The organism is Georgenia sp. EYE_87, from assembly GCF_023148685.1.
In the GTDB taxonomy this organism is placed as follows: Bacteria; Actinomycetota; Actinomycetes; order Actinomycetales; family Actinomycetaceae; genus Georgenia.
This window is the reverse complement of record NZ_JAHXNL010000005.1, coordinates 225517-248917: the sequence shown is the minus strand read 5'-3', so window position 1 is coordinate 248917 and position 23401 is coordinate 225517. Positions and strand designations below refer to the sequence as shown.

The window sequence follows — 23401 nt, the reverse complement described above, 5'->3', positions numbered from 1 at the left end:
CCAGAGTCGGATGGGACGGTGGGGCGGGCGTACCCGTGTGTCAATGGCGAGGGAACAATACCTCCGGGAAAGGCCCGCGGACAATGGTGTCCGCAAGGCCGGGCAAGACGGCCCCGGCCCGTTTCTCGGAAAAGTCCAACCCGTTTCTCGGCAGCGATAAATACGTAGCAGACCGGCCTCGATCTCTTCTGTTCGTGCGGTCCTTTTCGCCTGGCTGCCCCGGTGTGGTGCTCCGACCGGCAAGAGCGATCCTGGCTTCGACAATTCACTCTCTGTCCTGTTCGTGACGGAACGGAATTTCAGCCCGGGATATCTTTCGGTCGAGGTTCATTGCCTCGCGGAAAATGGACGAGCTTATCTCGAGATATCGATGAGCCGTGACGCGGGACGGGTTTCGTCCGCGCCCTGACCGAGCTGCCCCTCGCCGCCTCCGGGCGCGGCCGCTGACCGCCGCACGCGGATGTGACAACCTGACCCGGAGATCGAGCAGGAGGAACTGAGGATGAGCCCGCTGAAGGTTGCCGCCCGTGCCGCCGTCCCCGCCTTCGAGGTGATGCGGATCCTCGACCGGGTGGCCGCACTGCGGGCGGCCGGCCGCGACGTCGTCTCGCTGTGCGCGGGCGAGCCGTCCGGCGGCGCCCCGGCGGCCGTGCACGCCCGGGCCGCCCGCATCCATGCCGAGCGCGCGGAGCTCGGGTACACCTCGGCGCTCGGGGTCCGGCCCCTGCGCGAGGCGATCGCCGCGCACTACGGCCGCTGGTACGGCCTCGCCGTCGACCCCGACGAGGTGGCCGTCACCACCGGGTCCTCGGGCGCCTTCGTGCTCAGCTTCCTCGCCGGGTTCGACGTCGGCGACCGCGTCGCCCTCGCGCGCCCCGGCTACCCGGCCTACCGCAACATCCTCGCGGCCCTCGGCTGCGAGGTCGTCGAGGTGGACTGCGGTCCCGCCGAGCGGTTCCAGCCCACCCCGGCCGCCCTGGACGCCGTCGTCGCCCGGTCCGGCCCGATCGCGGGGCTGGTGCTCGCATCGCCCGCGAACCCCACCGGCACGATGGTCACCCGCGCCGAGCTCGCCGCACTGACCGCCTGGTGCGCGGCCAACGGCGTCCGCCTGGTCAGCGACGAGATCTACCACGGCATCACCTACCCGGCGGACCCGGCGGCACCTGGCGCCAAGGGCGTCTGCGCCTGGGAGACCGACCGGTCCGCCGTCGTCGTCTCCTCGTTCTCGAAGTACTGGGGGATGACCGGCTGGCGTCTGGGCTGGGCGCTGGTCCCGGCCGACCTGCGCACGGCCGTCGACGCCCTCGCCGGCAACGTGGCCCTGTGCCCGCCGACCCCCGCGCAGCACGCGGCCGTCGACGCGTTCACGCCCGAGGCCTACGCCGAGGCGGAGGCCCGCGTGGCCGAGTTCGCCGCGACCCGGGCCCTCCTGCTCGACCGGCTCGACCGGCTGGGCTGGGGCACGGTCGCCCCGGCCGACGGCGCGTTCTACCTCTACGCCGACGTCGCCCCCCAGCTCGGCCCGTTCCCCGACTCCGCGGCCTGGTGCGCGGCGCTGCTGGAGGAGGAGGGGGTCGCCGTCGTGCCCGGCGCCGACTTCGACGCCGCGCACGGCACGACGTACGTCCGGCTCTCGCTCGCGGCCGGCCCGGCCGCCGTGGCCGAGGCCGTGGAGCGGATCGTGCGCTTCCAGGAGCGGCTCCACCGCGGGGAGGGTGCCGCGAGGTAGGCCGTGCGTGGCGCGGTGGCCTCAGGCGCCCTCGCGCGGTGGCCTCAGGCGCCGTCGAGCGCCTCGCGCAGCCGCGCGGCGTAGGCCTCCGCCTCGCCGTCGTCCGCGTACGTCGTGCGCGGCCAGAAGAACCCGCGCAGCCCGTCGCCCTTGGTCCGCGGGACCACGTGCGTGTGCAGGTGCGCGACGGACTGGCTGACCACGTTGTTCATGGCGACGAACGAGCCCTGCGCGCCCAGCCCGTCCACCATCGCGGCCGCCAGCCGCTGGGTGGCGGCGAGGTAGGGGGAGAGGAGGTCGGCGGGCAGGTCGGGCAGCGTCACGACGTGGCGGCGGGGCACCAGCAGCGTGTGGCCCTTGAACACCGGCCGCACGTCCAGGAACGCGACGACGTCGTCGGTCTCCAGCACGGTGCGCGCCGGGTTGTCGCCGTCGACGACCGCGCAGAAGGGGCACCCGACGGGTCTCGCGCGGCTCGCGGCGGGGGTCACTGCAGCGAGCCGACGTCGTCGGGAACGTCCACCGCGTACTGGCGCAGCAGCTCCAGCGGGACCACCTCGAGCGCCCGCTCGTGCGTGCAGGCCAGCACCACGGGTGCCGCGACGCCGGCCGCGTGCGCCTGCAGCCAGCGCACCGCCACGACGCACCAGCGGTCTCCGGGCCTCAGCCCCGGGAACTGCCACTCCGGCCGGGGGGTGATCAGGTCGTTGCCGACCTGACGCTGCTGCTGGAGGAACTCCTCGGTCATCACCGCGCAGATGCTGTGGTTGCCGACGTCCGCCTCGTCGGCGATGCAGCGTCCCGTCCGGTAGTACCCCGTGACGGGGTCGACGCCGCACTCTCCCAGCTCCCCGCCCAGGACGTTGCGCTCGGCCATGGGGCCATCATTCCCGAACGGCCGCGGCCGCGTCAGTCGTCCGGCAGGGCGGCGACGGCGGAGATGCGGTGGATCGCCAGGGTCAGCTCCGTCTCACGGGCGACGTCGGCGACCCGTACCCGTCCGGCGTCGACGCTGAGCGGGCGCACCCGGCGCCGCTCGGGCGTGCCGCGCGCGCCGACCACGACGATGTCGACCTGCTCGCCGCCGGCCGCCGCCTCGCGCAGCAGCGCCAGGGCGTGCACCGGGTCGGTGGCGGCGGGGGCGCCGTCGGCCCGGCGCGCCGCGTCCCGCCGCACCTGCGCCTCGCCCGCGCGCATCCGGGCCACGAGCGGCCGCAGGTCGGCGTCGTCGAGGCGTCTGGTGTAGGTGCTCGCCGCCGCGCCGGGGAAGGTGGGCAGGCCGCTGGTGCGCCGCCCGCGTCGCGGGAGCCCGACGGTGCGCACCGGGCGGCCGGGCGAGCCCGGGCGCGTGCCCGGCTCCACACTGCCCAGCCCCGCGGCGCCCAGCCCGTCCCGGCCGAGCACCACCGCGCCGTCCGGCCCCTCGACGACCGGGGCGAGGTTCGCCTCGCGCAGCACCTCCAGCACCTCGCCCGGCGGCGCGGGCGAGATCAGGACGGTGGGCGCGAGCGCCCGCAGCGACAGCTCGGCCAGGGCGGGCGTGCCCACCAGCTGCGCGGCCAGGGCCGCGTCGTCGACGCGCAGGTAGGACGCCGCCGCCCCGACCCGGACCTGGCCGTGGCGGCGGGCGGCGTCGCGCACCAGGTAGTCCAGGGCCTGTGGCAGGGGAGTGCGGGAGTACCCGGCGAGGGCCTCGAGCAGCTCGGCGGCGCCGACCCCGGCGTCCATCGCGCGGCGCACCGACCCCGCGGTGAAGCGCACGGTCAGCGCGGAGCCGCGCGACTCCACGTCCGCGCACAGCTGGAGGAGCTCCCGAAGCTCGGGGAGCGGCCGCCCGGGCACGACGGCGGTGAGGTCGCCCTGGACGAGCAGGTCGCCCACCGGCTCAGGCAGGGCGGCCTCGAGAGCCTCCGCGACGGCGTCCTCCCCGGCGCCCTCCACGAGGGCTCGGCCGGCGTCGGTGAGCGCGCCGGCACCGGTGATCCCGAGCACCTCCGCCTCGGCGAGCACCGCGGCCACGGTCGGCGCGGGCGCCGTCGCGCGCGGGAGCTCCCAGCTGAGCAGGGCGCGCACCGCGTCGGCGTCCGGCGCGGTGCCGGGCGGCAGGCCCGCCAGCGCGGCCATGGTGCGGCGGCGCAGGTCGACCGCCCATCCGCGCTCCAGGGTGGGCTCGAGCGCCGCGCGGAGCGTCCCGTTGTCCCGGGTCCCGATGAGCCACGGGGTTCGTGCGGTGCCCAGCCACGCTCCCGCCAGCCGGACCCAGCGCAGCGGCAGCGGGTCGGCGAGCCAGTCCTCGGCGGTCCGCGCCGGCACCCAGGACACCTGCTCGTCGCCGTCCTGGGCGAGCAGACCGGCCATGGCGGCCAGCTCGGCGACGAGGGCCGCCCGGGCTTCGTCGACCTCGAGGGCGGCCGCGGTGCGCCGCAGCTCGCGCACCCCCACGCCGCCCGAGCGCAGCACCCCCGCGCCCTCGTGCTGCCACGTCTCCAGCAGGAGCCCGACCAGGCGGACGATCTCCTCGGCGGCGCGCGCCCCCTCCGCGGGGACCACCGCGGCCGGGACCCTGCGGTGGCCGTCCGCGGCCGGCGGCCGTGGCGGCTCGCGCCGGGTGCGGCCGCCGCGCGCGGCCAGCGCGACCTCCCGGGGCAGCACCAGCTGGGTGGGGGAGATCCGGCGCAGCAGGCCGTGGTCGAGGAGCCAGGCGGCGCCCTCGGGGACATCGTCGGCGCGGACGGTGCCCACCGGCGGGCCCCAGGTCAGGGCGTCGAGGGTGCCGAGCGCGGAGGCGGGGGCGTGCTTGAGCGCAGCACGCAGGGCGGTCACCGTGGTCGGCGCGGGGCCGTGTGCCGCGCCGTGTTCTGGGCCGTGCCCGGTGGCGTGCGAGCCGGGGCCGGCGACGCCCGCGTCGAGCTCGGCGAGCATGGGACCGAGGCCCGCGGGGTGCGGGCCGAGGGCCTCACCCAGCGTGGCGACCGGGACGCCGCCGACCACGAGCGCGAGCTCCTCCAGCCGGGCCAGCGCGGGTGCGGCGTCGAGCCCGACCGCCCTGGTCAGCGCGGCCGCCGTCGCATGCCGCAGGGGTGCCAGCGCCACGACCGCCTCGGCCACGGCCAGCTCGACCGTGTGCAGGGTGGCCAGGGCGCGCTCGACGCTCGGGCGTGAGGCCGCCCGCGCCGCGAGCGAGGTCAGGGACGACGGTGCGGGGGACGCGAGGTCCGGCCGCGCAGCCAGGAGCGCCGAGAGTGCGTCGTCGTCCCGGCGCTCGAGGGCGGTGGCGAGCTCCGCCGTGGTGACCGTGCCCTGTGCCCTCATCCGCACCACATTACGACCGTGGGGACGCTCCCTCCGCCCAGCCGGCCCTGGCCCCCTTCGACGGCGAGGCCTCGATCCGTCGACGGGCTGGACCGCTGCGTCGGTATCGGGCTGAGTGCCTCTGGCTCCGTTCGGTGCCGGGCTGAGTGCTCTGGCTTCGTTCGGTACCGGGGTCAAGTGCTCTCGGGCAGATGAAGTCGATCCAGATCGACTTCATCTGCCCGAGAGTACTTAGCCCCGTTCCACCGACGGATCGGAGAAACTCCGTCGGTGGAACGAGGCTTAGCCGTCCCCCATCGACGGGAGCTGGGTGGGGCGGCCGACCGGCGGCAGAGCTTCAGGGCAGGTGCATCAGCGCGGCGACGGGCCTCAGGCCGTCGACGAGCGACTGGGGAAAGCCGCGGCACAGGCGGGCGAACACCGCGTCGACGTCGCGCAGATGGCGGTCGACGTACCGGTGCACGATGAGGCCGGTCGCCCTGATGGCGTCCTCCCGTTGCTTCTCCGCGAACAGCGAGCCCGGGCCGGAGGTCTCCGCGTACTTGCCGGCGCCGTCGAACTCCGCGGCGACTCCGCGTGGGGCTACGCCCCGTGGCGACGCCCCGCCGAACTCCCACCCTATGTCGGTGTAGAAGACGCCCTCGTCCGTGGCGACGCGGAGCTGAAGGACGGGCCGGGGAAGCCCACGGGAGACGGCGATCCACCGCAGGTCCGTCTCGCCGGGCGACTCGGAGAAACCGTCCGCGTGCTCCATGACAGCACGGGCGTGAATAACCCCCGCGCGCCGGCCGAGATCGGCCACGCGTGTACGGAGGCCCTCCCTCGCGGCACTCATCGCGACCTCCGAGCGCTCGCGCTCGAAGCGGTTCGGTCGGGCGAGCATGCGCAGGATGCTGTCCACGATCGGCAGCGCCCGGCGCGGGGGGAGGGAAAGGGCGCAGTCCAGGGCGGTCCGCTCCAGGGTCGTGACACGGAGCCTGTTGACCACGGTGATCTCGTCGTCTGTCAGGTCCGGCGCGTGGTGCCGTCTGATGTCGGCGACGTCCGGCTTGTGGGGCGGTGCACTGACCGCCAGGTGAGTGATCGCGGCCGTGGGCCCGACCCACGCCCCGTGGATCAGCGCAGCCGACTCGTGACTGAGGACAGGACGGCTCGGCAGCTGGCGGGCGACGGCGACGCAGTGGGCGAGTGCGACGACCTCTCGGCGTGCCCACGGTTGGGCCGGGAGATCGTCGTGCAGGTAGGCACCGCGACGCACCCGCACGAGCTCGCCGGCACGGTGGGCTGCACGGGCGGTCCCGTAGCCGATCTCCCTTGACAGCACCACTGTCGGCAACGGGCGGGGCGACGGTATCGAGGGCGGCATCGACACAGCGTGGGCCGCTGCGCAGACACCCGGGTCTCCCGGGCCGCCGACCTGTGGACGGACCGGGTGTGTGCACATGCGTCGGGCGTCAAGGTCGACTCGTCGCCTGCACGCTCTTCAGCTGCGGTGAGCGCCTCACGCTCGGGCGGGCTGGTGCGAACACCAAGTGCTCTCGGGCAGATGAAGTCGGACCGAGACGACTTCATCTGCCCAAGAGCACTTTTCTTCGGGTGGGGTGGCGGAGGGGCGGAGGGCGGTGGCGGAGCGGAGGTGGGGTTGGGGCGAGGGTGCACAGGCGGGAGGTGGGTTCGGGGTGCGATGGCGGAGGCCAGGCGCGGTCGCGGACGCGGTGCGGTCTTCCCGCCCGGGCGGCCGTGACGTTCCGCCTAGGGGCGAATCGGCGCTCTGCCACCGCCGCACCCCGGTATCCTTGGGGGCAGGAAGTGGCGCCGGCACGGTCGGCGCCTTCGTCACGTGAACAACAAAGGGGTCAGTCCCGTGCCTACCGGCAAGGTCAAGTGGTACGACGCCGACAAGGGTTTCGGCTTCATCGCGGAGGACGACGGCGGCGAGGTCTTCCTGCACGCCTCCGCCCTCCCGCACGGGGTGACCCCCAAGCCCGGCACCAAGGTGGACTTCGGGGTCGCAGACGGCCGCCGCGGCCCGTCCGCGCTCTCGGTCACCATCCTCGAGGAGCCCCCGTCGGTGGCCAAGGCGCACCGGCGCCCGGCGGAGGACATGGTCCCCATCGTGGAGGACCTCATCAAGGCGCTCGACCGGGCGTCCAACAGCCTGCACCGCGGCCGCTACCCGGAGAACGGCAAGAAGCTCGCCCAGGTGCTGCGCGTGGTCGCCGACCAGTTCGACGCCTGAGTCCCAGGCCTGAGGAGGCCCGACTGCGTGCGGGTGACCAGACCGTAGACTGACCCCGTGCCAGCAGCCACGAAGAACCCCCGCGTGACCACCGCCCCTGCGAAGGAAGCTGTGCTCGCGGGTGCGGTCGACCTCGCCCGCGCGGCCGCCGAGGAGCTCGCCCTGCCAGGTCAGGTCGGCGAGCACCGCGGCGTGGTCGTCGAGGGCGACCGGCTGCTGACCCACGTCTTCGAGTCGCTCGTGCCCGGCTACCGCGGCTGGCACTGGGCCGTCACGGTCGCCCGGCCGCCGCGCGGCCGGTCGGCCACCGTGTGCGAGGTCGAGCTCCTACCCGGCGACGGCGCCCTCCTCGCGCCCGAGTGGGTGCCGTGGTCGGAGCGGCTGCGCCCCGGCGACGTCGGCCCGGGCGACGTCCTGCCCTACGTGGATGACGACGAGCGCCTCGAGCAGGGCTACGAGGCCACCGGCGAGGACGCCGACGAGCTCGCCATCTACGAGCTCGGCCTCGGCCGCGCCCGCGTCCTGTCCGCCGAGGGGCGCGCCCAGGCGTTGACCCGCTGGTACGAGGGGGACCGCGGCCCGCTCGCGCCCTCCGCCAAGGCGGCCGCCGCCCCCTGCTCGACCTGCGGGTTCTTCATGAAGCTCGCCGGCAGCCCGCGCACCGTCTTCGGCGTCTGTGCGAACGAGTGGTCGCCCGACGACGGTCGAGTCGTCTCCATGGACCACGGCTGCGGCGCCCACTCCGAGACCCACGGCCCCGAGCCGATGTCTCTGTGGCAGTCCTCCGAGCCCGTCATCGACGAGCGCGACCTGGAGGTCCTCGCCACGCACCCCGTCGCCCCCGAGGTGGTCGCGTCCGTGGACGACGGCGCGGAGCCCGCCGACAGCGCCGACGGTCCCGCCGCCGGGACCGACGAGCCCGCCGTGGACAGGTCGCCGGACCAGGCATGAGCGCGGCGGTCGGCGGCGACCGCTTCGGCACCGCCGGCCTGCGGGAGGCCGCCCTCACCACGTGGCACCGCGACCCGTCGCGCCTGCGCCAGGACGCGAACCTCGAGGAGGACCACGCCCGCGGGTACTACCGCGACCGGGTCGTCGTCGAGCTCGCACAGAACGCCGCCGACGCCGCCGACGCCGCCGACGCCGCCGACGCCGCCGCCGCGGCTGGCGAGCGCGGCCGGCTTCTCCTGCGGCTGACCACCACCTCCGACGGCGCCGAGCTGCTCGCCGCCAACACCGGCGCGCCGCTCACGCCCGAGGGCGTCGCGGCGCTGGCCTCGATGCGGGCCTCGGCCAAGCGCGCGGGCGGGCAGGTCGGCCGCTTCGGCGTCGGGTTCGCTGCCGTGCGCTCCGTCAGCGACGAGATCACGGTCGGCACACGGACCCCCGACGGCGTGGCCGGCGTGACCTTCTCCCTGGCCCGCACCGCCGCGCTGCTTGCCGAGGCCGCCGCCGGCGACCCCCCGCTCACGGCCGAGCTGGCGCGCCGCCACGGGGACCTGCCGGCCCTGCGCCTGCCCTTCCCGGCCACCGCCCCCGAGGTGCCGCCCGGCTTCACGACCGCGGTCACCCTCCGGCTGCGCGGGTCCGCCGAGACCGCCGCGGTGCGCGCCTCCCTCGCCGAGCTCGACGACGTCGTCCTCCTCGCCCTCCCCGCGCTGGATGAGATCGTCGTCGAGACGGACGACGCCCCGCCGCGGCGCCTGGCCGATGTCCGCGAACGCTGGTACTCCGCGCACGCCTCCGGCGGCCTGGACCCGGCGCTGCTCGCGCACCGCCCCGTCGAGGAGCGCGAGCGCGCCGGCTGGTTCGTCACCTGGGCGGTCCCGCGGCTCGGCCCGTCGATCGCGTCGGAGCACGCCGCTCAGGGAGACGGGCGCGCCGCCGCGGGCGGGCCCGGGCTCGGCACGGTGCACGCCCCGACCCCCACCGACGAGCCCTGCACCCTGCCCGCCGTGCTGATCGCGAGCTTTCCCCTCGACCCCTCGCGCCGGCACGTCGCCCCGGGCCCGCTGACCGAGAGGCTCGTGCAGCTGGCCGGCGCCCACTACGACGGTCTCGCGCGGTTGCTCACCGGCCGGCACCCCGCGCCAGGGCGCCCGCACGTGCTCTCCCTCGTGCCGACGGGCCTGCCCGCCGGCGCCCTGGACGCCGCCCTCCACGAGGCTGCGCTGGACGCGCTGCGGCGCACCCCGCTGCTGCCCGAGATCGGCACGGAGAACCTGCTCAGGGCGGGTGAGGCCCAGGCGCTTCTCGGCCCGGCCGGGCAGGACGAGCAGCTCCTCGCCGCGCTCTCCCCGATGGTCGGCGGTCTCGTGCGCGTCCCGCCGGAGCACGCCGCCGCCGCGCGCGTCCTCGGCGTCGCGATCCGCGACCTCGCCGACGTGGTCGACGCCCTCCCCGCCGGCGGCCACCCGCCCGAGCGGTGGCGCGAGCTCTACACCGCGCTCGCGCCGTACGCCGCGCCCCAGCGCGAGGCGCTCGCCAGCCTCCCGGTCCCGCTGCGGGACGGCCGCACCGCCCGCGGCGCCCGCGGGCTGTTGCTGCCCGCCGCCGGGCTCGCCGAGCTCCCGCTCGACCTGCCGGGCCTGCGGGTCGTGCATCCGTCGGCCGCCCATCCGGTGCTGGCGGCGCTGGGGGCGACCGAGGCGGACGCCGTCACTCTGCTGGAGCAGCCGGAGGTGCGCGCGGCCGTCGAGGCCGGCGCGGACGACCTCGGCGCGCTGCCCGACGACGGCCACTCTGACGACGGCCCCTCCGGCGACGGCGCACCCTCCGACGCCGAGGGTGGTCCCGCCGGCCGTGGTCCGACCGGCGCCGCGCCGGTCCCTCCCACGGTCGCCGCCGTCCTCGACCTCGCGCGGGCCGCCGTCGCCGACCGCGGCGGGGACGTCGAGCTGTCCGACTGGCTCGCCGACCTCCCGCTGCCCGGCGACGACGGCGAGCACCGCCCGGCCGCCGACCTCGCCGTCCCAGGCTCCTGGGCGGCCGGCGTCCTCGACGCCCTCGTCCCGGTGGACGCGGCCGTCCTCGACCGCTGGGGTGCCGCCACCCTGCGGGCCGTCGGCGTGCGCACCGACCTGGTCACGACCGTGGTGCCCGACGTCGTCGCGGAGCCGGCGGGGGAGGACGACGTCCGGCTGGACGGCTGGGGCGACTACCTCGCCCACCTCGCCGAGGTGCTCGGCCCCGGTGCGTACGTCGGCGACGTCACCGCCGTCGCGGACCTCGACGCCGTCGCGGACGACGCCTGGCCCCGGGCGCTGGCGCGTATCGCCGAGGACCCCGAGGCCCGGGCCGCCCTGCTCACCGAGGTGCGCGCCTCCGCCGGCGGCGCCGGCCGCGCGCCGTCGTACACCGCCTGGTGGCTGCGCGAGGAGCTCGGCGCCCCCTTCGCCCACCCCCGCGGGCCCGGCGCGACGCCCTTCCTGCCCCCCGTCCCGGACGGCGCGGAGGACCTCGACGACGCCGTCCTGGCCGCCGTCGGGGCGGTGCGCGACCTCGCCGACCTCGACGCCGGCGCCTGGGACGCCTATCTCGACCACTGGCCCGACGACGGTGCCCTCGCGATGGCCGACGCGCTCGCGCTGTGGCGGGCGCTGGCCCGCGCGGCGGCCGGCGGCGTGCGGCTCGTGCCGCCGGACGCGGTGCCCGCGCTCGTGGAGGGCTCGGCGCAGCTGCTGCCCGCGGAGTGGGTCGTGGTCGCGGCGCCCGTGTGGGCGCAGGTGCGCGCCGTCCTGCCGGTGCCCGAGCACCTGGTCGGGCAGGTGGCCGACCTGCTGGACCTCGAGGCCGCCGGCGACGCGGTGCCCGACGCGCCCGACGCCCGTGCGGTCGCTACCCCGGCCGAGGTGCTGGCGGTCCTGCCCGGCGCGCCCACCACGTGGTTCGAGTGCGAGCGGCTCACCGTCGACGGCGTGGACGTCGACTGGTGGGCCACCGGTGACGCGGCCTGGGCGACGACGACCGCGGGCCTGGCCCGGGCGCTCGCCCACGCGGGCGGCCGCTGGGCGGCGCGGCACGACGTCGAGGCGGTGCTGCTCGACCCCGGCGCGCTGGACGAGGTGCTCGCGGACGCCGCGGGGGAGTAGGCGTCAGGAGGCCGGGGCGAGCTGCGCCGTCGTCCCCGCGCCGCGGTCCCACTCGTTGGCGAACGCTCGCCGCTTGCCCGAGCGCAGCAGCGGGATGCCGTCCACGTAGCGCATCTCGATGCGCGCGTCCTGCCCGAGGTAGGAGCGGAACTCCTCGGCGAGGGCACGGTCCCGCTCCGGGTCGACCGTCGCACGCTGCTTGAAGAGGTACGTCCCGGAGCCGGTCTGGACGAACTGCCACTCCTCGATCCCGGGGTAGGCGCCCCAGTCGCGGACGATGCCGAGCACGGGGACGAGGCGGTCGGCGGTGTCGTAGATCTGGTCGTTGATCCGCCCGGTGATCTCCTCGAGGACGGTGGTGTCCGGCGTGCCGTCGGGGAGCACGGCGAACCGGCCGAGGTCGCCGGTGTCGTACCGGACGAAGGGCATGGCGCGGTTGAACAGGTCGGTGACCACGATCCGCCCCAGCTCGCCGGGCGCCGCGGGGCGGTCGCCGTCGCGGGCGAGGATCTCGACGTGGTGGCTGGCCACGTTGACCCGGTACGGCCGCTCGCCGGGGCGCTGCTGGGCGAGGAGCCCGAGCTCGACGTCGGAGTAGCGGGCGGTCAGCTCTCGGCCGAAGCACCGCGGCGCGGCGCGGTAGAGGTACTCGCTCGGGCTCTCGGCGAGGCTGATCACGCACGCGACGTGCTCCAGCGGCGACCCGAGTGCCTCGATCTCGCGGCCGAGCGCCTCCAGCCCCGAGGCGTAGCCGATGAGTGCGACCGGCCCGCGCGTCCCGCGGATCCGCGCGACCTCCCGGGGTGCGGACCCCTCCCGCAGGGCCCCGACGTCGATGTCGATGAGGTTCTCCGCCCAGGCGTGCAGCCGGGACGTCGGGTGCTCGCGACGCAGGTAGAACATCGGCATCCCGACGTCGTAGCCGGCCGCGCGGGCCAGCGCCAGGGCGTCGACGGCGTTGCGGCGCACCTTGACGTCGTCGCGCAGGACCCGGAACGGGGCGCCCGTCGAGCCGCTGGTGGCGGTCTCCGACAGCTCCCTGTGGAGGTAGGGCCGCGAGCGGAAGTCCGCCCCGCCGTCGCGCATCATCGCCTTGTCGACCACCGGGAAGCTGGCGAGGCGGTCGGGGTCGCAGCCGGCGAGACGGGGCACCGTCGCGGCGGCGTGCACGAGCAGGCGGCGGAGCCGGCGGTCGAGGAAGGACTGGACGGCCGCGGAGCGGGGCGCGGCGAGGATCGCCTCGACGTCCCGGAGCGAGCGGCGCACCGGGGAACCCTGCAGCCGGTCGACGGCCCAGAACGCACGCCTCCGTGCGTCCGTGGAGATGTTCATGTCCGACTCCTGCTCGCGGGGGTACCACGGTAGCGACGGCGGCGGGCCTCGCGGGCCGATATCGGAGAGCCCTGTGGTCCCTGGAGGGCCGTGCGGTCTCGCCGGTCCCGCCGGTCGCAGGGGTCACCGCTGCCGCGCGGCGGCCTCGATCGCGTCGACGTACTCCTGCGGCACCTGCGGCTTCATGGAGCGCGAGGCGCCCCACTCGTGCTCCTCGGTGTAGAGCCAGACGTAGTCGGTGGCCTCGGCCAGGGCGTCCCGGGTGAGCTCCTCGAGGGTGTCGGCGTCGAGCACGTCGTAGTCGTCCTGCTGGTCGCGGTCGTACACGGCCAGCGCCGAGGCGACGCCCTGCTGGTAGTCCTGAGCCTGCGGCGCCGGCACCGAGCGGCTGCCGGCGAGCACGAAGCCGCGCCGCTGCCAGTCGGCGAACGCGGCGTACTCGCTGCGGCTGCGCGCGCCGTAGTACTCGCCGCCGTCGATCACCGTGGCCCGGCCGCGCCGGTCGACCAGGCCCGCGAAGAACGGCCCGGACAGCTCGTTGACCCAGGAGATGTCGTTGTAGGGCAGGCCCGCGCCGGTCAGCGCCTCGTACGTCGACGGCTCGGAGACCCACGGCCCGAACAGCACCATGACCTTCAGGTCCGGCCAGCCCGCGGTCATCGCGGCCATGACCTCCGCCCCGCGGCTGCGCGCGAGCGCGGCCGCCTCCTCGGGGGAGAGGCCCGGCGTCGCGCCCTCGTCGTCCGACGGCGTCCACGCCCGGGTGCTGGTCCCGTAGTCCCACGGCGAGCTGCCCTCGCCGTACCACTCGTTGTCGAACCAGATCCCCGCGTACGGCCGGCCGCTCTCGCGCATGGTGCGTGCCATCGTGCCCGCGTTCGCGGCGATGGTGCGCCACAGCGCGTCGTCGGACCAGTCGAGCTCGTCGTGGAGGGTGATGCGTACCCAGTTGTCCCGCATCCGCAGGTCGGCCGGGAGCGCGGAGACCTGCGCGAGCAGCGGGGCGTGCTCGACCCGGCGGGGGGAGAAGACGTCGGCCGACTCGGGGGTGCGCATGACGATGCCGTCGAAGGGCAGGGCGTCGTAGCGGTCCGCGGCCTCGGCCACCTGGCCGGGGCTCGGGATGTCCTGGCCGTACTTGACCAGGCGCGGGCCGGCCGCGGCCGGGCGGGCCTCCGCGGCCGTGCCGGGCTCCGCCGCCGGACGCTCGACGACGGGCCCCACCTCGGACCCCGGCGTGAGGCGCGGCAGGGCGACGTTCGTCACCACCACCGCGATCCCGGCGAGAGCCAGGACGGCACCGCTCCACCGGCCGGCCATGGAGTCCATGGTCCGCGCCCGTCCCCGCCGCGGCAAGCCTTCGCCGGTCACCTGCGAGACTCGGCGTGCCACTCGTTCACGATCATGCGGCGCTTCCCGGAGTCCAGCAGCGGGACGCCGTCGACGTGGACGACCCGCACGTCCGCGTCCCGCCCGAGCACGCCGCGGAACTCCTCGCGGATCCGGGAGTCGCGCCCGCCGTCGGGCCGCGCGTTGAGCCGGACCTCGTAGCGGCCCGGGCCGGTCTGGGCGAGCTGGAACTGCCGGACGTCGGCGTAGCTCTCCAGCTCCGGCGTCGCCATGGGGTTGACGGGGCGGCCGCGGGTGTCGGTGACCACGTCGAGCACCCGGCCGGCGACGGTGACCAGGACCGCGTCGTCGACCGCGCCGTTCTCGTCGACGGCGAAGCTGCCGAGGTCCCCGGTGTCGTAGCGGATGAAGGGCATGGCGCGGTTGAACAGGTCGGTCAGCACGATCCGGCCCGTCTCACCGGGGGCGGCCGGCTCGTCGCTGCCCCGCCGCAGCACCTCGACGACGTAGCTGGCCACGTTGACGCGGTACGCCGTCGAACCGTCCCCCTGCGCGATCAGGCCGTTCTCGGTGTTGGAGTAGCGGGCGACCAGCGGGCGCCCGAAGTGACGCGGCACGGCGGCCCGCAGGTACTCGGTGGGCGCCTCCCCGACGGCGACGACGGCGGAGACCAGGTCGTCGACCGCCGGGGCGCCGGCGTCGAGCGCCCGGCACAGCTCCGCGAGCGCCGAGCCGTAGCCCAGCAGCGCGACCGGCCGGCCGCCCCTCCGGATCCCGGCGAGAACCGCCCGCGCCCGGGCCTCGTCGAGACCGAGGACCTCCACCGGCACGACCGCCCGCGCCCACCTCTGCAGGGCGCCCCCGCCGTACTGGCCCCGCCAGGCGCGCAGGTACAGCAGCGGCATCCCCACCTCGTACCCCGCCCGGCGGGCGAGAGCGATCGCGTCGGCCTGGTTGCGCCGCGCCTTGACGTCGTCCCACACCGCCTCGAACGGGGTGCCCGTCGAGCCCGACGTGCGGTGCCGGTGGAGCTGACGGTCGGGGAGGCCGGGGGAGCGCATGGCGGCGCCGTGCTCGCGGTACGTCGCCTTGTCCACCACAGGGAAGGAGGCGAGCTCGGCCGGGTCGTGGGCGGCGTGGAACCGGGTGGTGCGGGCGGCGTGGTGGAGGATCCGGCTGAGCCGGGCCCGGCGCGCGGCGCGTGCGGCGGGGGTGTGCGGTGCGGCGAACTGGGCCTCGACGTCGGCCACGGATCTGGCGAGGGAGCCGCCCCGGGCGCGGTCGAGCGCCCAGAAGGCGTGCCGGCGGACGAGGGCAGGTGCGCTCATCGGTACCTCTCTGCAGGGCCCCCCGGCCGTGGCGTTCACGCTAGCAGCGGGGCGGCCGGGCGAGGGAGCGTTTGCCCGACGGCGGAGCCGGCGCCGATCGGTCGGCCGTTCGCCGCCGTGGCCGGGGGCGGGCCGTGTAGCGTTCGGCGGGCCGTGGCCATCGGGAGCCAGGGCGATTCGAGGTGGCCGGATGTCCCGCACACGCGTGGTGGTCTCCACGGGCGTGCACGCGGTCGGCTCGCTCCTGCCGCAACTGGTCGGGCTCGCCACCCTGGAGGCTGCCGACTACGGGCACTTCTCCGCGCTGTACCTGACCTACGTGCTGGGGATCTCCGTCGTCTTCTCCACGGTGTGCGACGCCTGGATCGTCACGGCCCGGACCGGCGGGCAGCTCGCGCGCTGGGCCGACTACGGCAACTCCCTGGCCTGGGTGGCGCTGCTGTGCGGCGCCGCCGTCGCCGTCGTCGCCGAGCTGACCACGCTCGACCCGGCCGTCACCGCGATCGCCGGGGTCGGCGCGGCCCTGATGATCTACTACGACGGCGGACGCTTCTACCAGGCGCACCGCGACCGGTGGGGGCGCGTGCTGGCCGGGGACGTCATGGTGGTGGTGGGGTTCCTCGCCGGGTGGGCCGCGGGCTACCTCACCGACCAGCACGGCCTGGTGAGCCTGCTCCTCGCGTGGGCGGGGGGCGCGGCGGGCGGCACCCTCGGGGTGGTCCGCCCGGTCGTCGGGCACCCGGGCCGGGTGCGGCGGTGGATGGCGGAGCACCAGCACGCCATCAAGACGCTGATCGCCGACGCCACGATGATGAACGTCGGCTCCATCGGCACCCCGTACCTGCTCTTCTTCCCGATGAGCCTGCACCAGTTCGGCCTGTACCGGGCGGTGTCCAACGTGTCCGCGCCGGCGCGGCTGGTGCTCTCGCCGCTGCGCCCGGTCATCGCGGGCATGACCCGTTCCCGCCTGCACTCGGTCCCGCTCGTCGGCGCCGTGCTGGGCGGGGCCGCCTTCTTCGGCACGGCCGCCGCGCTCGCGCTGGTGTGGATCGAGCTCGTGCCGCTGCCGCTCGGCGTCATCTCCGAGATCGGCCCGTACGCGATCCCCGCCGGCCTGTACGTGGCCGGCAACGTCATCGGCGAGTTCTACTACATGGTCGTGCGCTTCCACACCGGCCGGGCCGCGCTGTGGTCCGGCCGCCTGGTGGAGACCGTCCTCGCGCTGCTGGGGCCGGTGCTCGGCTGGATCGTCGGCGGCCTGAGCGGCGCGATCTGGGGCTACGCGATGGCGACCATGACGTTCGGTGCGGTCTGGATGTGGATCGGGCTGCACGGCACGCGCGGGCGCTGACCGCCGGCCGGGCGAGCGGCACCGGTCGGTGCGGCGGCCGGCGCAGCCGACGAGCGGTGCCCTCGCGCGACGGCCAGGTCGCACCGCCGTGCGGCTCCCGTCCGTGCGATGGCCGGCGCAGCCTGACGAGGTCGCGTTTCTGGTTAGTTCGGCGCCCGTTTCTCACCAGAACCTCGATCTCGTTGGCACCCGCCTCGATCCCGGAGGCCGTGTGCGTAGGCCAGCCTGGCGAGGTGTACGCGGATCCGGCCCGTCCGGCCCGTCCGGGCCGCCGCGCCCCGGCCGCGGTGACGCTGGCCGCGGTGACGCGTCCGCGGTGACGCGTCCGCGGTGACGCGGCCGCTGTGACGCGGACGAGGGTGAGGCACCGCCGTCGAGGGTGAGGCGCAGGGTAGGCCTGGCAGGGATCGCCCGACGTCGAGCCGCCCTCGCGCGTCGCACCCCGGACCCGGTCACCCTCGCCCGGGGTGGGGTCTGGTCCCCCTCACCCCCACAGGGTGACGGGGACGCGATGGGGGCCACCTCCGATCATCCGTGAAGGCGGTGGAGCTTCCCCATGGGCCGGTCTTCAATGAAGACGTCGGGGGGACCGACCGGGCGAGAGCCCTGCCGATCTCGAAGGACGTCCTCATGCCGACTTTCCTCAGTACCCGACTCCCCCGGCTCGCCTGGGACGCGGCCAGCTGGATCATCGCGGCCGGCATGGTCACCGGCGTGGCCAACTGGCACCTCTCCGCGCACCAGTGGGGGATCGTGGGCAGCTACGTCCTCGCCGCTTGCGTGCTGCAGGTGCTCGTCGGCCTGGCGCTCAAGCTCTACCTGGGCCGGTACCGCTTCGCCACGTTCGACGAGAACGTGGGCCTGGCCCTGGCCACCGGCCTGGTGGCGGTCGCGCTCGCGCTCTTCTCCCTCTCCGTCCACGGCCTGGAGTCGGTCGCCGTGGCGCTCTCGGTGCTCTGCCCGCCGCTCGCGCTGCTGTCGATGGTGCTGGGGCGGGGCGCCTACCGGGCGCACCACGACCGCGAGCGGGCCCCCGCGCCCTCGTGCGAGCGAGTCGTCGTCTACGGCGCCGGCGACGCCGGCTCGCAGCTGGTGCGGCTCATCGCCGAGGACCGGGCGGTCGGCTACCACGTGGTCGGGCTGGTCGACGACGACCGGCTCAAGCGTCACCTGGTCCTCCACGGCTGCCGGGTGATCGGCACCGGGGCCCAGCTCGTGGACCGGGCCCGCGAGGCCGGCGCCACCACCGTGATCCTGGCCATCCCGTCCGCCGGCTCCGAGCTGGTGCGGCGCGTCTCCGACGAGGTGACCGCGGCGGGCCTGAAGTTCCTCACCCTGCCGCCGGTGCGCGAGATGATCGCGCGGCCGGTGCAGCTCGGGGACGTCCGCGACCTCGACATCGCCGACCTGCTCGGCCGGCGCCAGGTCGACACCGACGTCGAGCGGATCGCCGACCACCTGGCCGGCCGGCGGGTCCTCATCACGGGCGCCGGCGGCTCCATCGGCTCCGAGCTGGCCCGGCAGGTCCACCGGTTCGGCCCGGCCAGCCTGATCATGCTCGACCGTGACGAGTCGGGGCTGCACGGGGTGCAGCTGTCGATCTACGGCCACGCGCTGCTCGACACCCCAGACGTCGTCCTCTGCGACATCCGCGACCAGGAGGCCCTCCGGCGCGTCTTCGCGACCCACCGTCCCGAGGTGGTCTTCCACGCGGCGGCGCTCAAGCACCTGCCGATGCTCGAGCAGTACCCCGACGAGGGCTGGAAGACCAACGTGCTCGGCACACGCAACGTGCTGCAGCTGGCCGCCGAGTTCGGCGTCGAGCGGTTCGTGAACATCTCGACCGACAAGGCGGCGGACGCCAAGAGCGTGCTGGGCATGACCAAGCGCCTCGCCGAGCGGCTGACCGCCTGGTACGCCGAGCACCACGACGGCACGTTCGTCTCGGTGCGCTTCGGCAACGTGCTCGGCTCCCGGGGGTCGGTGCTGCACACCTTCCGCGAGCAGATCGCCCGGGGCGGCCCGGTGACGGTCACCGACCCGGCGGTCTCCCGGTACTTCATGACCATCCCGGAGGCGTGCGAGCTGGTCGTCCAGGCCGCCGCCATCGGCCACGACGGTCAGGTGCTCGTGCTGGACATGGGGGAGCCGGTCAGGATCGTCGACGTCGCCCGCCGGATGATCGCCCAGTCCGGCCGGGACGTGGAGATCGTCTTCACCGGCATGCGCCCCGGCGAGAAGCTCCACGAGGACCTCTTCTCCCCGGTGGAGCACCACAGCCGCTCCGAGCACCCGGCGATCGCGGTGGTCGACGTGCCGTCCATCGACCCGGACCACCTGGCCACCGCCCGCGCCGACCTGACCCTGCTGCGCCTCGCGCCCGAGCCGGAGGAGCGTCATGCTGAAGTCCCGCTCAGCGCCTGACCTGCGGCCCGCCCGGGCGTACGACGGCGCCAAGCGCGCCATCGACGTCGGGGTCGCCGCCGTCGCGCTCGCGGCCGCCGCGCCCGTGATGGCGGTCGTCGCCGTCCTCGTGCGGCGCGACCTCGGCAGCCCGGTGCTGTTCCGGCAGGACCGCCCGGGCCGCGACGGCGAGATCTTCACGCTGGTGAAGTTCCGCAGCATGCGCGACGCGGCCGGCGGGCCCGAGGACGACGACGCCGCGCGCCTCACCCCCTTCGGCGAGGCCCTGCGCGCCACCAGCCTGGACGAGCTGCCGACGCTGTGGAACGTCCTGCGCGGCGACATGAGCCTCGTCGGCCCGCGCCCGCTGCGCACCCACTACCTCCCGCTCTACTCCCCGCGGCAGGCCCGCCGCCACGAGGTCCGGCCGGGCATCACCGGCCTCGCCCAGGTCAGCGGCCGCAACGCCCTGGACTGGGGGGAGCGGCTCGAGCTCGACGTGCGCTACGTCGAGACCCGCTCGCTGCTGCTGGACCTGCGCATCCTCGCCCGCACCGTCGCCGTCGTGCTGTCCCGGTCCGGGACCACGCCCGAGGGGTCGGCCATCATGCCGAGCTTCACCGGGAGCGCCGATGTCTAGGACCCTCGAGCCGGTCGGCCGCCCCGTCCGGCCCGCCCGGCGGACCCTCGTGGCCGCCCGTCGCTCGCCCGACGGCGGACCCGGGCCCGCCCCCGCGGCGTCGTCGTCCCGGCGCCCGCGCCTGGTCCTGACGGTGACCAGCGCCGGCTCCCTCCCGCTGATGCGGGGCTTCCCGGAGCACCTGCAGCGGGCGGGCTGGGACGTGCACGTCGTGTCGGGGCCGGGCGCCGACCTCGAGGCGCTCGGCGAGGTGGTCGGCGGCGCGCACGCCGTGCCGATGCAGCGCGACCCCAGCCCCGTCGCCGACGCCCGCGCCCTGGCGGCGTGGGTGCGGCTGCTGCGGCGGCTGCGCCCCGACGCGGTGCTCGCCGCCACCCCGAAGGCCGCGCTGCTCGGGCTCGTGGCCGCCCGGCTGACCGGGGTCCCGGTGCGCGTCTACCACCTGTGGGGCCTGCGCCTGGAGACCACCACGGGGCTGCTGCGCCGGGTGCTCACCCTGACCGAGAAGGCCACCGCCCGGGCGGCCACCCGGGTCCTCTCGGTCAGCGCGAGCCTGTCCGCCGAGTTCGCCGACGGCGGCCTCGCCGGGCGGCGGCCGGTGGACATGATCGGCCGCGGCAGCTCCTCCGGCGTCGACACCCAGCACTTCGACCCCTCGCTCGTGCGCCTCTCCGAGGTGCGGCAGGCCGCCCGGGCCGCGCGGCTCGAGCCGGACCGGTTCGTGGTGGGGTACGTCGGGCGGATCACCCCGGACAAGGGCCTCGACACGCTTGACGCGGCCATGCGGATCCTGGCGGAGGAGGGCGTGCGGGCGTGCCTGCTCGTCGTCGGCGAGGACGACGCCGCCGGCTACGACCCCTTCACCGTGCACCACGTGCACCGGGCCGGCCGCGTCGAGGACCCGCGCCCGTACTACCGCCTTATGGACGTGCTGTGTCTGCCCACCCTGCGCGAGGGCATGCCCAACGTGTGCCTGGAGGCGGCGGCCATGGAGATCCCCGTGGTCACCACCACGGCCACCGGCGCGGTCGACAGCATCGCCGACGGCGAGACCGGCCTGCTCGTCCCGCCCGGGGACGCCGCCGAGCTGGCCCGGGCGCTGCGCGCCGTCCACCACGACCCGGTGTTGGCCCGGCGCATGGGCGCCGCCGGCCGCCGCTGGGCCAGCACCCACTTCTCCCGCCCAGACCTGTGGGCCGGGCACGACAGATACCTGCGGCGCCAGCTGCCGAAGGAAGGACGCGACCGATGAGCGAGCACATCTTCCTCTCCCCGCCCGACTGCGGCCCCGCCGAGGCGCAGGCGGTCCAGCGGGCCCTGGCCTCCGGGTGGGTCGCCCCGCTCGGTCCCGAGGTGGACGCCTTCGAGGCCGAGGTGGCAGCCCGGACCGGCCGGCGCCACGCCGTCGCGCTGTCCAGCGGCACCGCCGCCCTGCACCTGGCGCTCCTGGGCGTGGGGGTCCGGCCCGGGGACGTCGTCCTCACCTCGACGCTGACGTTCGTGGCGACGGCGAGCGCGGTGCGCTACTGCGGGGCCGAGCCCGTCTTCGTCGACAGCGACGAGAGCGGGAACATGGACCCGGCCCTCCTCGACCGCGCGGTCACGGACCAGCGCCGGCGCCGCCGTCGCATCGGCGCCGTGCTGCCGGTGGACCTCCTCGGGAAGGTCGCCGCCTACGAGGAGCTGCTGACGGTGGCCGCCGAGTCGGGCATCCCCCTCGTCTCCGACGCCGCCGAGTCCTTCGGCGCCGTGCGCCGCGGCCGGCCGGCCGGGTCCTTCGGCCGCGCGGCGGCGATCTCCTTCAACGGCAACAAGATCATGACCACCTCCGGCGGCGGGGCCCTCGTCACCGACGACGGCGCCGTGGCCGCCCGCGCCCGGTACCTCGCCACCCAGGCCCGCCAGCCCGTGGCGCACTACGAGCACACCGAGATCGGCTACAACTACCGGCTCTCGAACCTGCTCGCCGCGCTCGGCCGGGCCCAGCTCGCCCGGCTCGACGAGATGATCGAGCGGCGCCGCGCCCTCCGGCTGCTCTACCGCGAGCTGTTCGCCGGCACCCCGGGCGTGGAGGTGCTCGGCGCCCCCGACGGCTCCGACGTCGACCTGGCGGCGCTCCACCGGACCGGGCACCAGCGCGCCGTCACGCGCGACAACTTCTGGCTGACCACGGTGCTCGTCGACGCCGCGGTGACCGGGTGGGCGCCGGCGGACCTCATCGCCGCCCTCGCCCGCGCGGACATCGAGGCGCGCCCCATGTGGAAGCCGCTGCACCGCCAGCCCGTCTTCGCCCGCAGCACCGTCTACGGCGGGGCGACGGCGGAGCGCCTCTTCGCCCGCGGCGTCGCGCTCCCGTCGGGCTCGGCGCTGGACGCGGCCGGGTGGGCGCGCGTGGCGGAGACGGTCCGGACGTTCCTCGAGCGGCGGGCGCCCCTGTCCGAGCCGGCCGCCCGTCCGCTGCCCGGCCGGCCGCTGTCCGGTCGGCCGCTGCCCACCCGGGTGCCGGCGGGCAGCCGGCCCCTGCGTGCGGCGGGTGCGCGATGACCGCCGGGGCGGGCGGCGGGCCGGTGACCGTGGTCATCGGCTCGGCGGGCCGGCGGCTGTACCTGATCGAGTGGTTCCGCGACGCGTTCGCACGGCTGGGGCTCGACGGCGAGGTGGTCGCGACCGAGCACGACGCCACCAGCGCGAGCTTCGGCTTCGCCGACCGCGGCGTGGTGATGCCGGCCTACAGCGACGCCGAGTACGCCCCGGCGATGCTCGAGCTCTTCCGCCGCGACCGGCCGACCCTGTTCCTCTCGGTCAACGACTACGAGCTCCAGGTGCTGTCCGAGGGCCTGGCCGACGAGCTGCGGGCGACGGGCTGCGCCGTGCTCGGCCTGCCCCGCGCCGGCCAGGAGCAGGCGACGGACAAGTACCTCATGTCCCGGCTGCTGAGCCGCGCCGGCGTCGCGGTGCCGCGCACCGTGCTGGGCTCGCGGTGGGAGACGCTCGTGGCGGACGACGGCGCCCCGGGCACCCAGTACGTCGTGAAGCACCGCTTCGGCTCCGGCTCGTCCGGGCTGCGGCTGACCGACGCCGACGGCCTGGCCGCCGCCGTGGACGAGGCCTCCGGCTCGGCCACCGACCTCCACGGCCGCCCCGCGCTGCGGGCGCGCGACGCCGTCGTCGTCCAGCCGCGGCTGATCGGCCAGGAGTTCGGAATCGACGGCGTCTTCGGCCTCGGCCACCCGTCCGGGGTCCTCCGCGGCACGCTCGCCCGCCGCAAGGTCCGCATGCGCTCGGGGGAGACGGACAAGGCGGTGACCGTGGACCCGGCGCCGTTCGCGCCCGTCGTCGCCCGGCTCGGGGCGGCACTGCGCCCGGTCGGCGTCGTGGACCTGGACCTGATCCGCGACCGCGAGGGCCTGCTGTGGGTCATCGACGTCAACCCGCGCTTCGGGGGCGGCTACCCGTTCATGCACGTCGCCGGGGCCGACGCGCCGACCTACCTGCTCGCCTCCGCCCTCGGGCAGCGCCCGGACCCGGCGCTGCTGCGCTACGAGACCGGGGTGGTGGGGGCCAAGTACGAGTCGATCCGGCGGACCGGCGCGCTGGTCGAGCCGACGGCGGGCGGTGCATGA

General features: G+C 75.8%; 17 protein-coding genes. 10 read left to right on the top strand and 7 right to left on the bottom strand.

All coding sequences use genetic code 11. The features are described from left to right. Positions 1 to 502 precede the first annotated feature (502 nt). A complete protein-coding gene (locus tag KZX45_RS10210) occupies positions 503 to 1732 on the top strand; it encodes an aminotransferase class I/II-fold pyridoxal phosphate-dependent enzyme (protein WP_248257631.1) in 1230 nt (409 codons plus the stop codon). Positions 1733 to 1776: 44 nt separating this feature from the next. On the opposite strand, the gene KZX45_RS10205 is transcribed toward KZX45_RS10210, so the two are convergent. From KZX45_RS10205 to KZX45_RS10190, 4 genes are all read right to left on the bottom strand, one after another. Beyond that, positions 1777 to 2223 (bottom strand): HIT family protein, encoded by a 447-nt coding sequence (locus KZX45_RS10205; protein ID WP_248257630.1) that lies wholly within the window; start codon positions 2221 to 2223, stop codon positions 1777 to 1779. Beyond that, entirely contained in the window at positions 2220 to 2609 is a 390-nt protein-coding gene (locus KZX45_RS10200; protein WP_248257629.1) for a DUF2237 family protein, read from the bottom strand. The genes KZX45_RS10205 and KZX45_RS10200 overlap by 4 nt, the downstream gene beginning before the upstream one ends. Before the next feature lie 32 nt (positions 2610 to 2641). Continuing rightward, positions 2642 to 5044 (bottom strand): helicase-associated domain-containing protein, encoded by a 2403-nt coding sequence (locus tag KZX45_RS10195; protein WP_248257628.1) that lies wholly within the window; start codon positions 5042 to 5044, stop codon positions 2642 to 2644. A 337-nt stretch (positions 5045 to 5381) separates the two neighbouring features. Then, the gene (locus KZX45_RS10190; RefSeq protein WP_248257627.1) at positions 5382 to 6371 is read right to left on the bottom strand and encodes a hypothetical protein; all 990 of its coding nucleotides are present in this window, start codon (positions 6369 to 6371) and stop codon (positions 5382 to 5384) included. Between the two features lie 537 nt (positions 6372 to 6908). On the opposite strand from KZX45_RS10190, the gene KZX45_RS10185 reads away from it, so the two are divergent. Genes KZX45_RS10185 through KZX45_RS10175 form a run of 3 tightly spaced genes read left to right on the top strand, consistent with a single transcriptional unit; the run spans position 6909 to position 11374 of the window. After that, a complete protein-coding gene (locus tag KZX45_RS10185; RefSeq protein WP_248257626.1) occupies positions 6909 to 7283 on the top strand; it encodes a cold shock domain-containing protein in 375 nt (124 codons plus the stop codon). Between the two features lie 57 nt (positions 7284 to 7340). Then, positions 7341 to 8234, top strand: a complete 894-nt coding sequence (locus KZX45_RS10180; RefSeq protein WP_248257625.1) for a DUF3027 domain-containing protein — start codon at positions 7341 to 7343, stop codon at positions 8232 to 8234. Further along, positions 8231 to 11374 (top strand): sacsin N-terminal ATP-binding-like domain-containing protein, encoded by a 3144-nt coding sequence (locus KZX45_RS10175; protein WP_248257624.1) that lies wholly within the window; start codon positions 8231 to 8233, stop codon positions 11372 to 11374. Before KZX45_RS10180 ends, KZX45_RS10175 begins: the two co-directional genes overlap by 4 nt. A gap of 3 nt (positions 11375 to 11377) precedes the next feature. On the opposite strand, the gene KZX45_RS10170 is transcribed toward KZX45_RS10175, so the two are convergent. From KZX45_RS10170 to KZX45_RS10160, 3 genes are all read right to left on the bottom strand, one after another. Then, on the bottom strand, positions 11378 to 12706 hold the full coding sequence (locus KZX45_RS10170; RefSeq protein ID WP_248257623.1) for a hypothetical protein: 1329 nt from the start codon (positions 12704 to 12706) through the stop codon (positions 11378 to 11380). Between the two features lie 123 nt (positions 12707 to 12829). Further along, on the bottom strand, positions 12830 to 14026 hold the full coding sequence (locus KZX45_RS10165) for a hypothetical protein (protein WP_248257622.1): 1197 nt from the start codon (positions 14024 to 14026) through the stop codon (positions 12830 to 12832). A 47-nt stretch (positions 14027 to 14073) separates the two neighbouring features. Further along, positions 14074 to 15384 carry a hypothetical protein gene (locus KZX45_RS10160; RefSeq protein WP_248257621.1) on the bottom strand — a complete coding sequence of 437 codons (1311 nt, stop codon included), beginning with the start codon at positions 15382 to 15384 and terminating at the stop codon, positions 14074 to 14076. 190 nt (positions 15385 to 15574) lie between these two features. On the opposite strand from KZX45_RS10160, the gene KZX45_RS10155 reads away from it, so the two are divergent. The 6 genes from KZX45_RS10155 (at position 15575) to KZX45_RS10130 (ending at position 23401) form a co-directional block, all read left to right on the top strand. Then, positions 15575 to 16735 (top strand): hypothetical protein, encoded by a 1161-nt coding sequence (locus tag KZX45_RS10155; protein ID WP_248257620.1) that lies wholly within the window; start codon positions 15575 to 15577, stop codon positions 16733 to 16735. Between the two features lie 630 nt (positions 16736 to 17365). Continuing rightward, positions 17366 to 19159: a nucleoside-diphosphate sugar epimerase/dehydratase gene (locus KZX45_RS10150; RefSeq protein WP_248257619.1), complete on the top strand. Its 1794-nt coding sequence runs from the start codon at positions 17366 to 17368 to the stop codon at positions 19157 to 19159. Continuing rightward, entirely contained in the window at positions 19134 to 19778 is a 645-nt protein-coding gene (locus tag KZX45_RS10145; RefSeq protein WP_248257618.1) for a sugar transferase, read from the top strand. The genes KZX45_RS10150 and KZX45_RS10145 overlap by 26 nt, the downstream gene beginning before the upstream one ends. After that, on the top strand, positions 19771 to 21030 hold the full coding sequence (locus tag KZX45_RS10140; protein WP_248257617.1) for a glycosyltransferase family 4 protein: 1260 nt from the start codon (positions 19771 to 19773) through the stop codon (positions 21028 to 21030). Before KZX45_RS10145 ends, KZX45_RS10140 begins: the two co-directional genes overlap by 8 nt. Further along, entirely contained in the window at positions 21027 to 22322 is a 1296-nt protein-coding gene (locus tag KZX45_RS10135) for a DegT/DnrJ/EryC1/StrS aminotransferase family protein (RefSeq protein ID WP_248257616.1), read from the top strand. Before KZX45_RS10140 ends, KZX45_RS10135 begins: the two co-directional genes overlap by 4 nt. Next, the gene (locus tag KZX45_RS10130; RefSeq protein ID WP_248257615.1) at positions 22319 to 23401 is read left to right on the top strand and encodes an ATP-grasp domain-containing protein; all 1083 of its coding nucleotides are present in this window, start codon (positions 22319 to 22321) and stop codon (positions 23399 to 23401) included. Before KZX45_RS10135 ends, KZX45_RS10130 begins: the two co-directional genes overlap by 4 nt.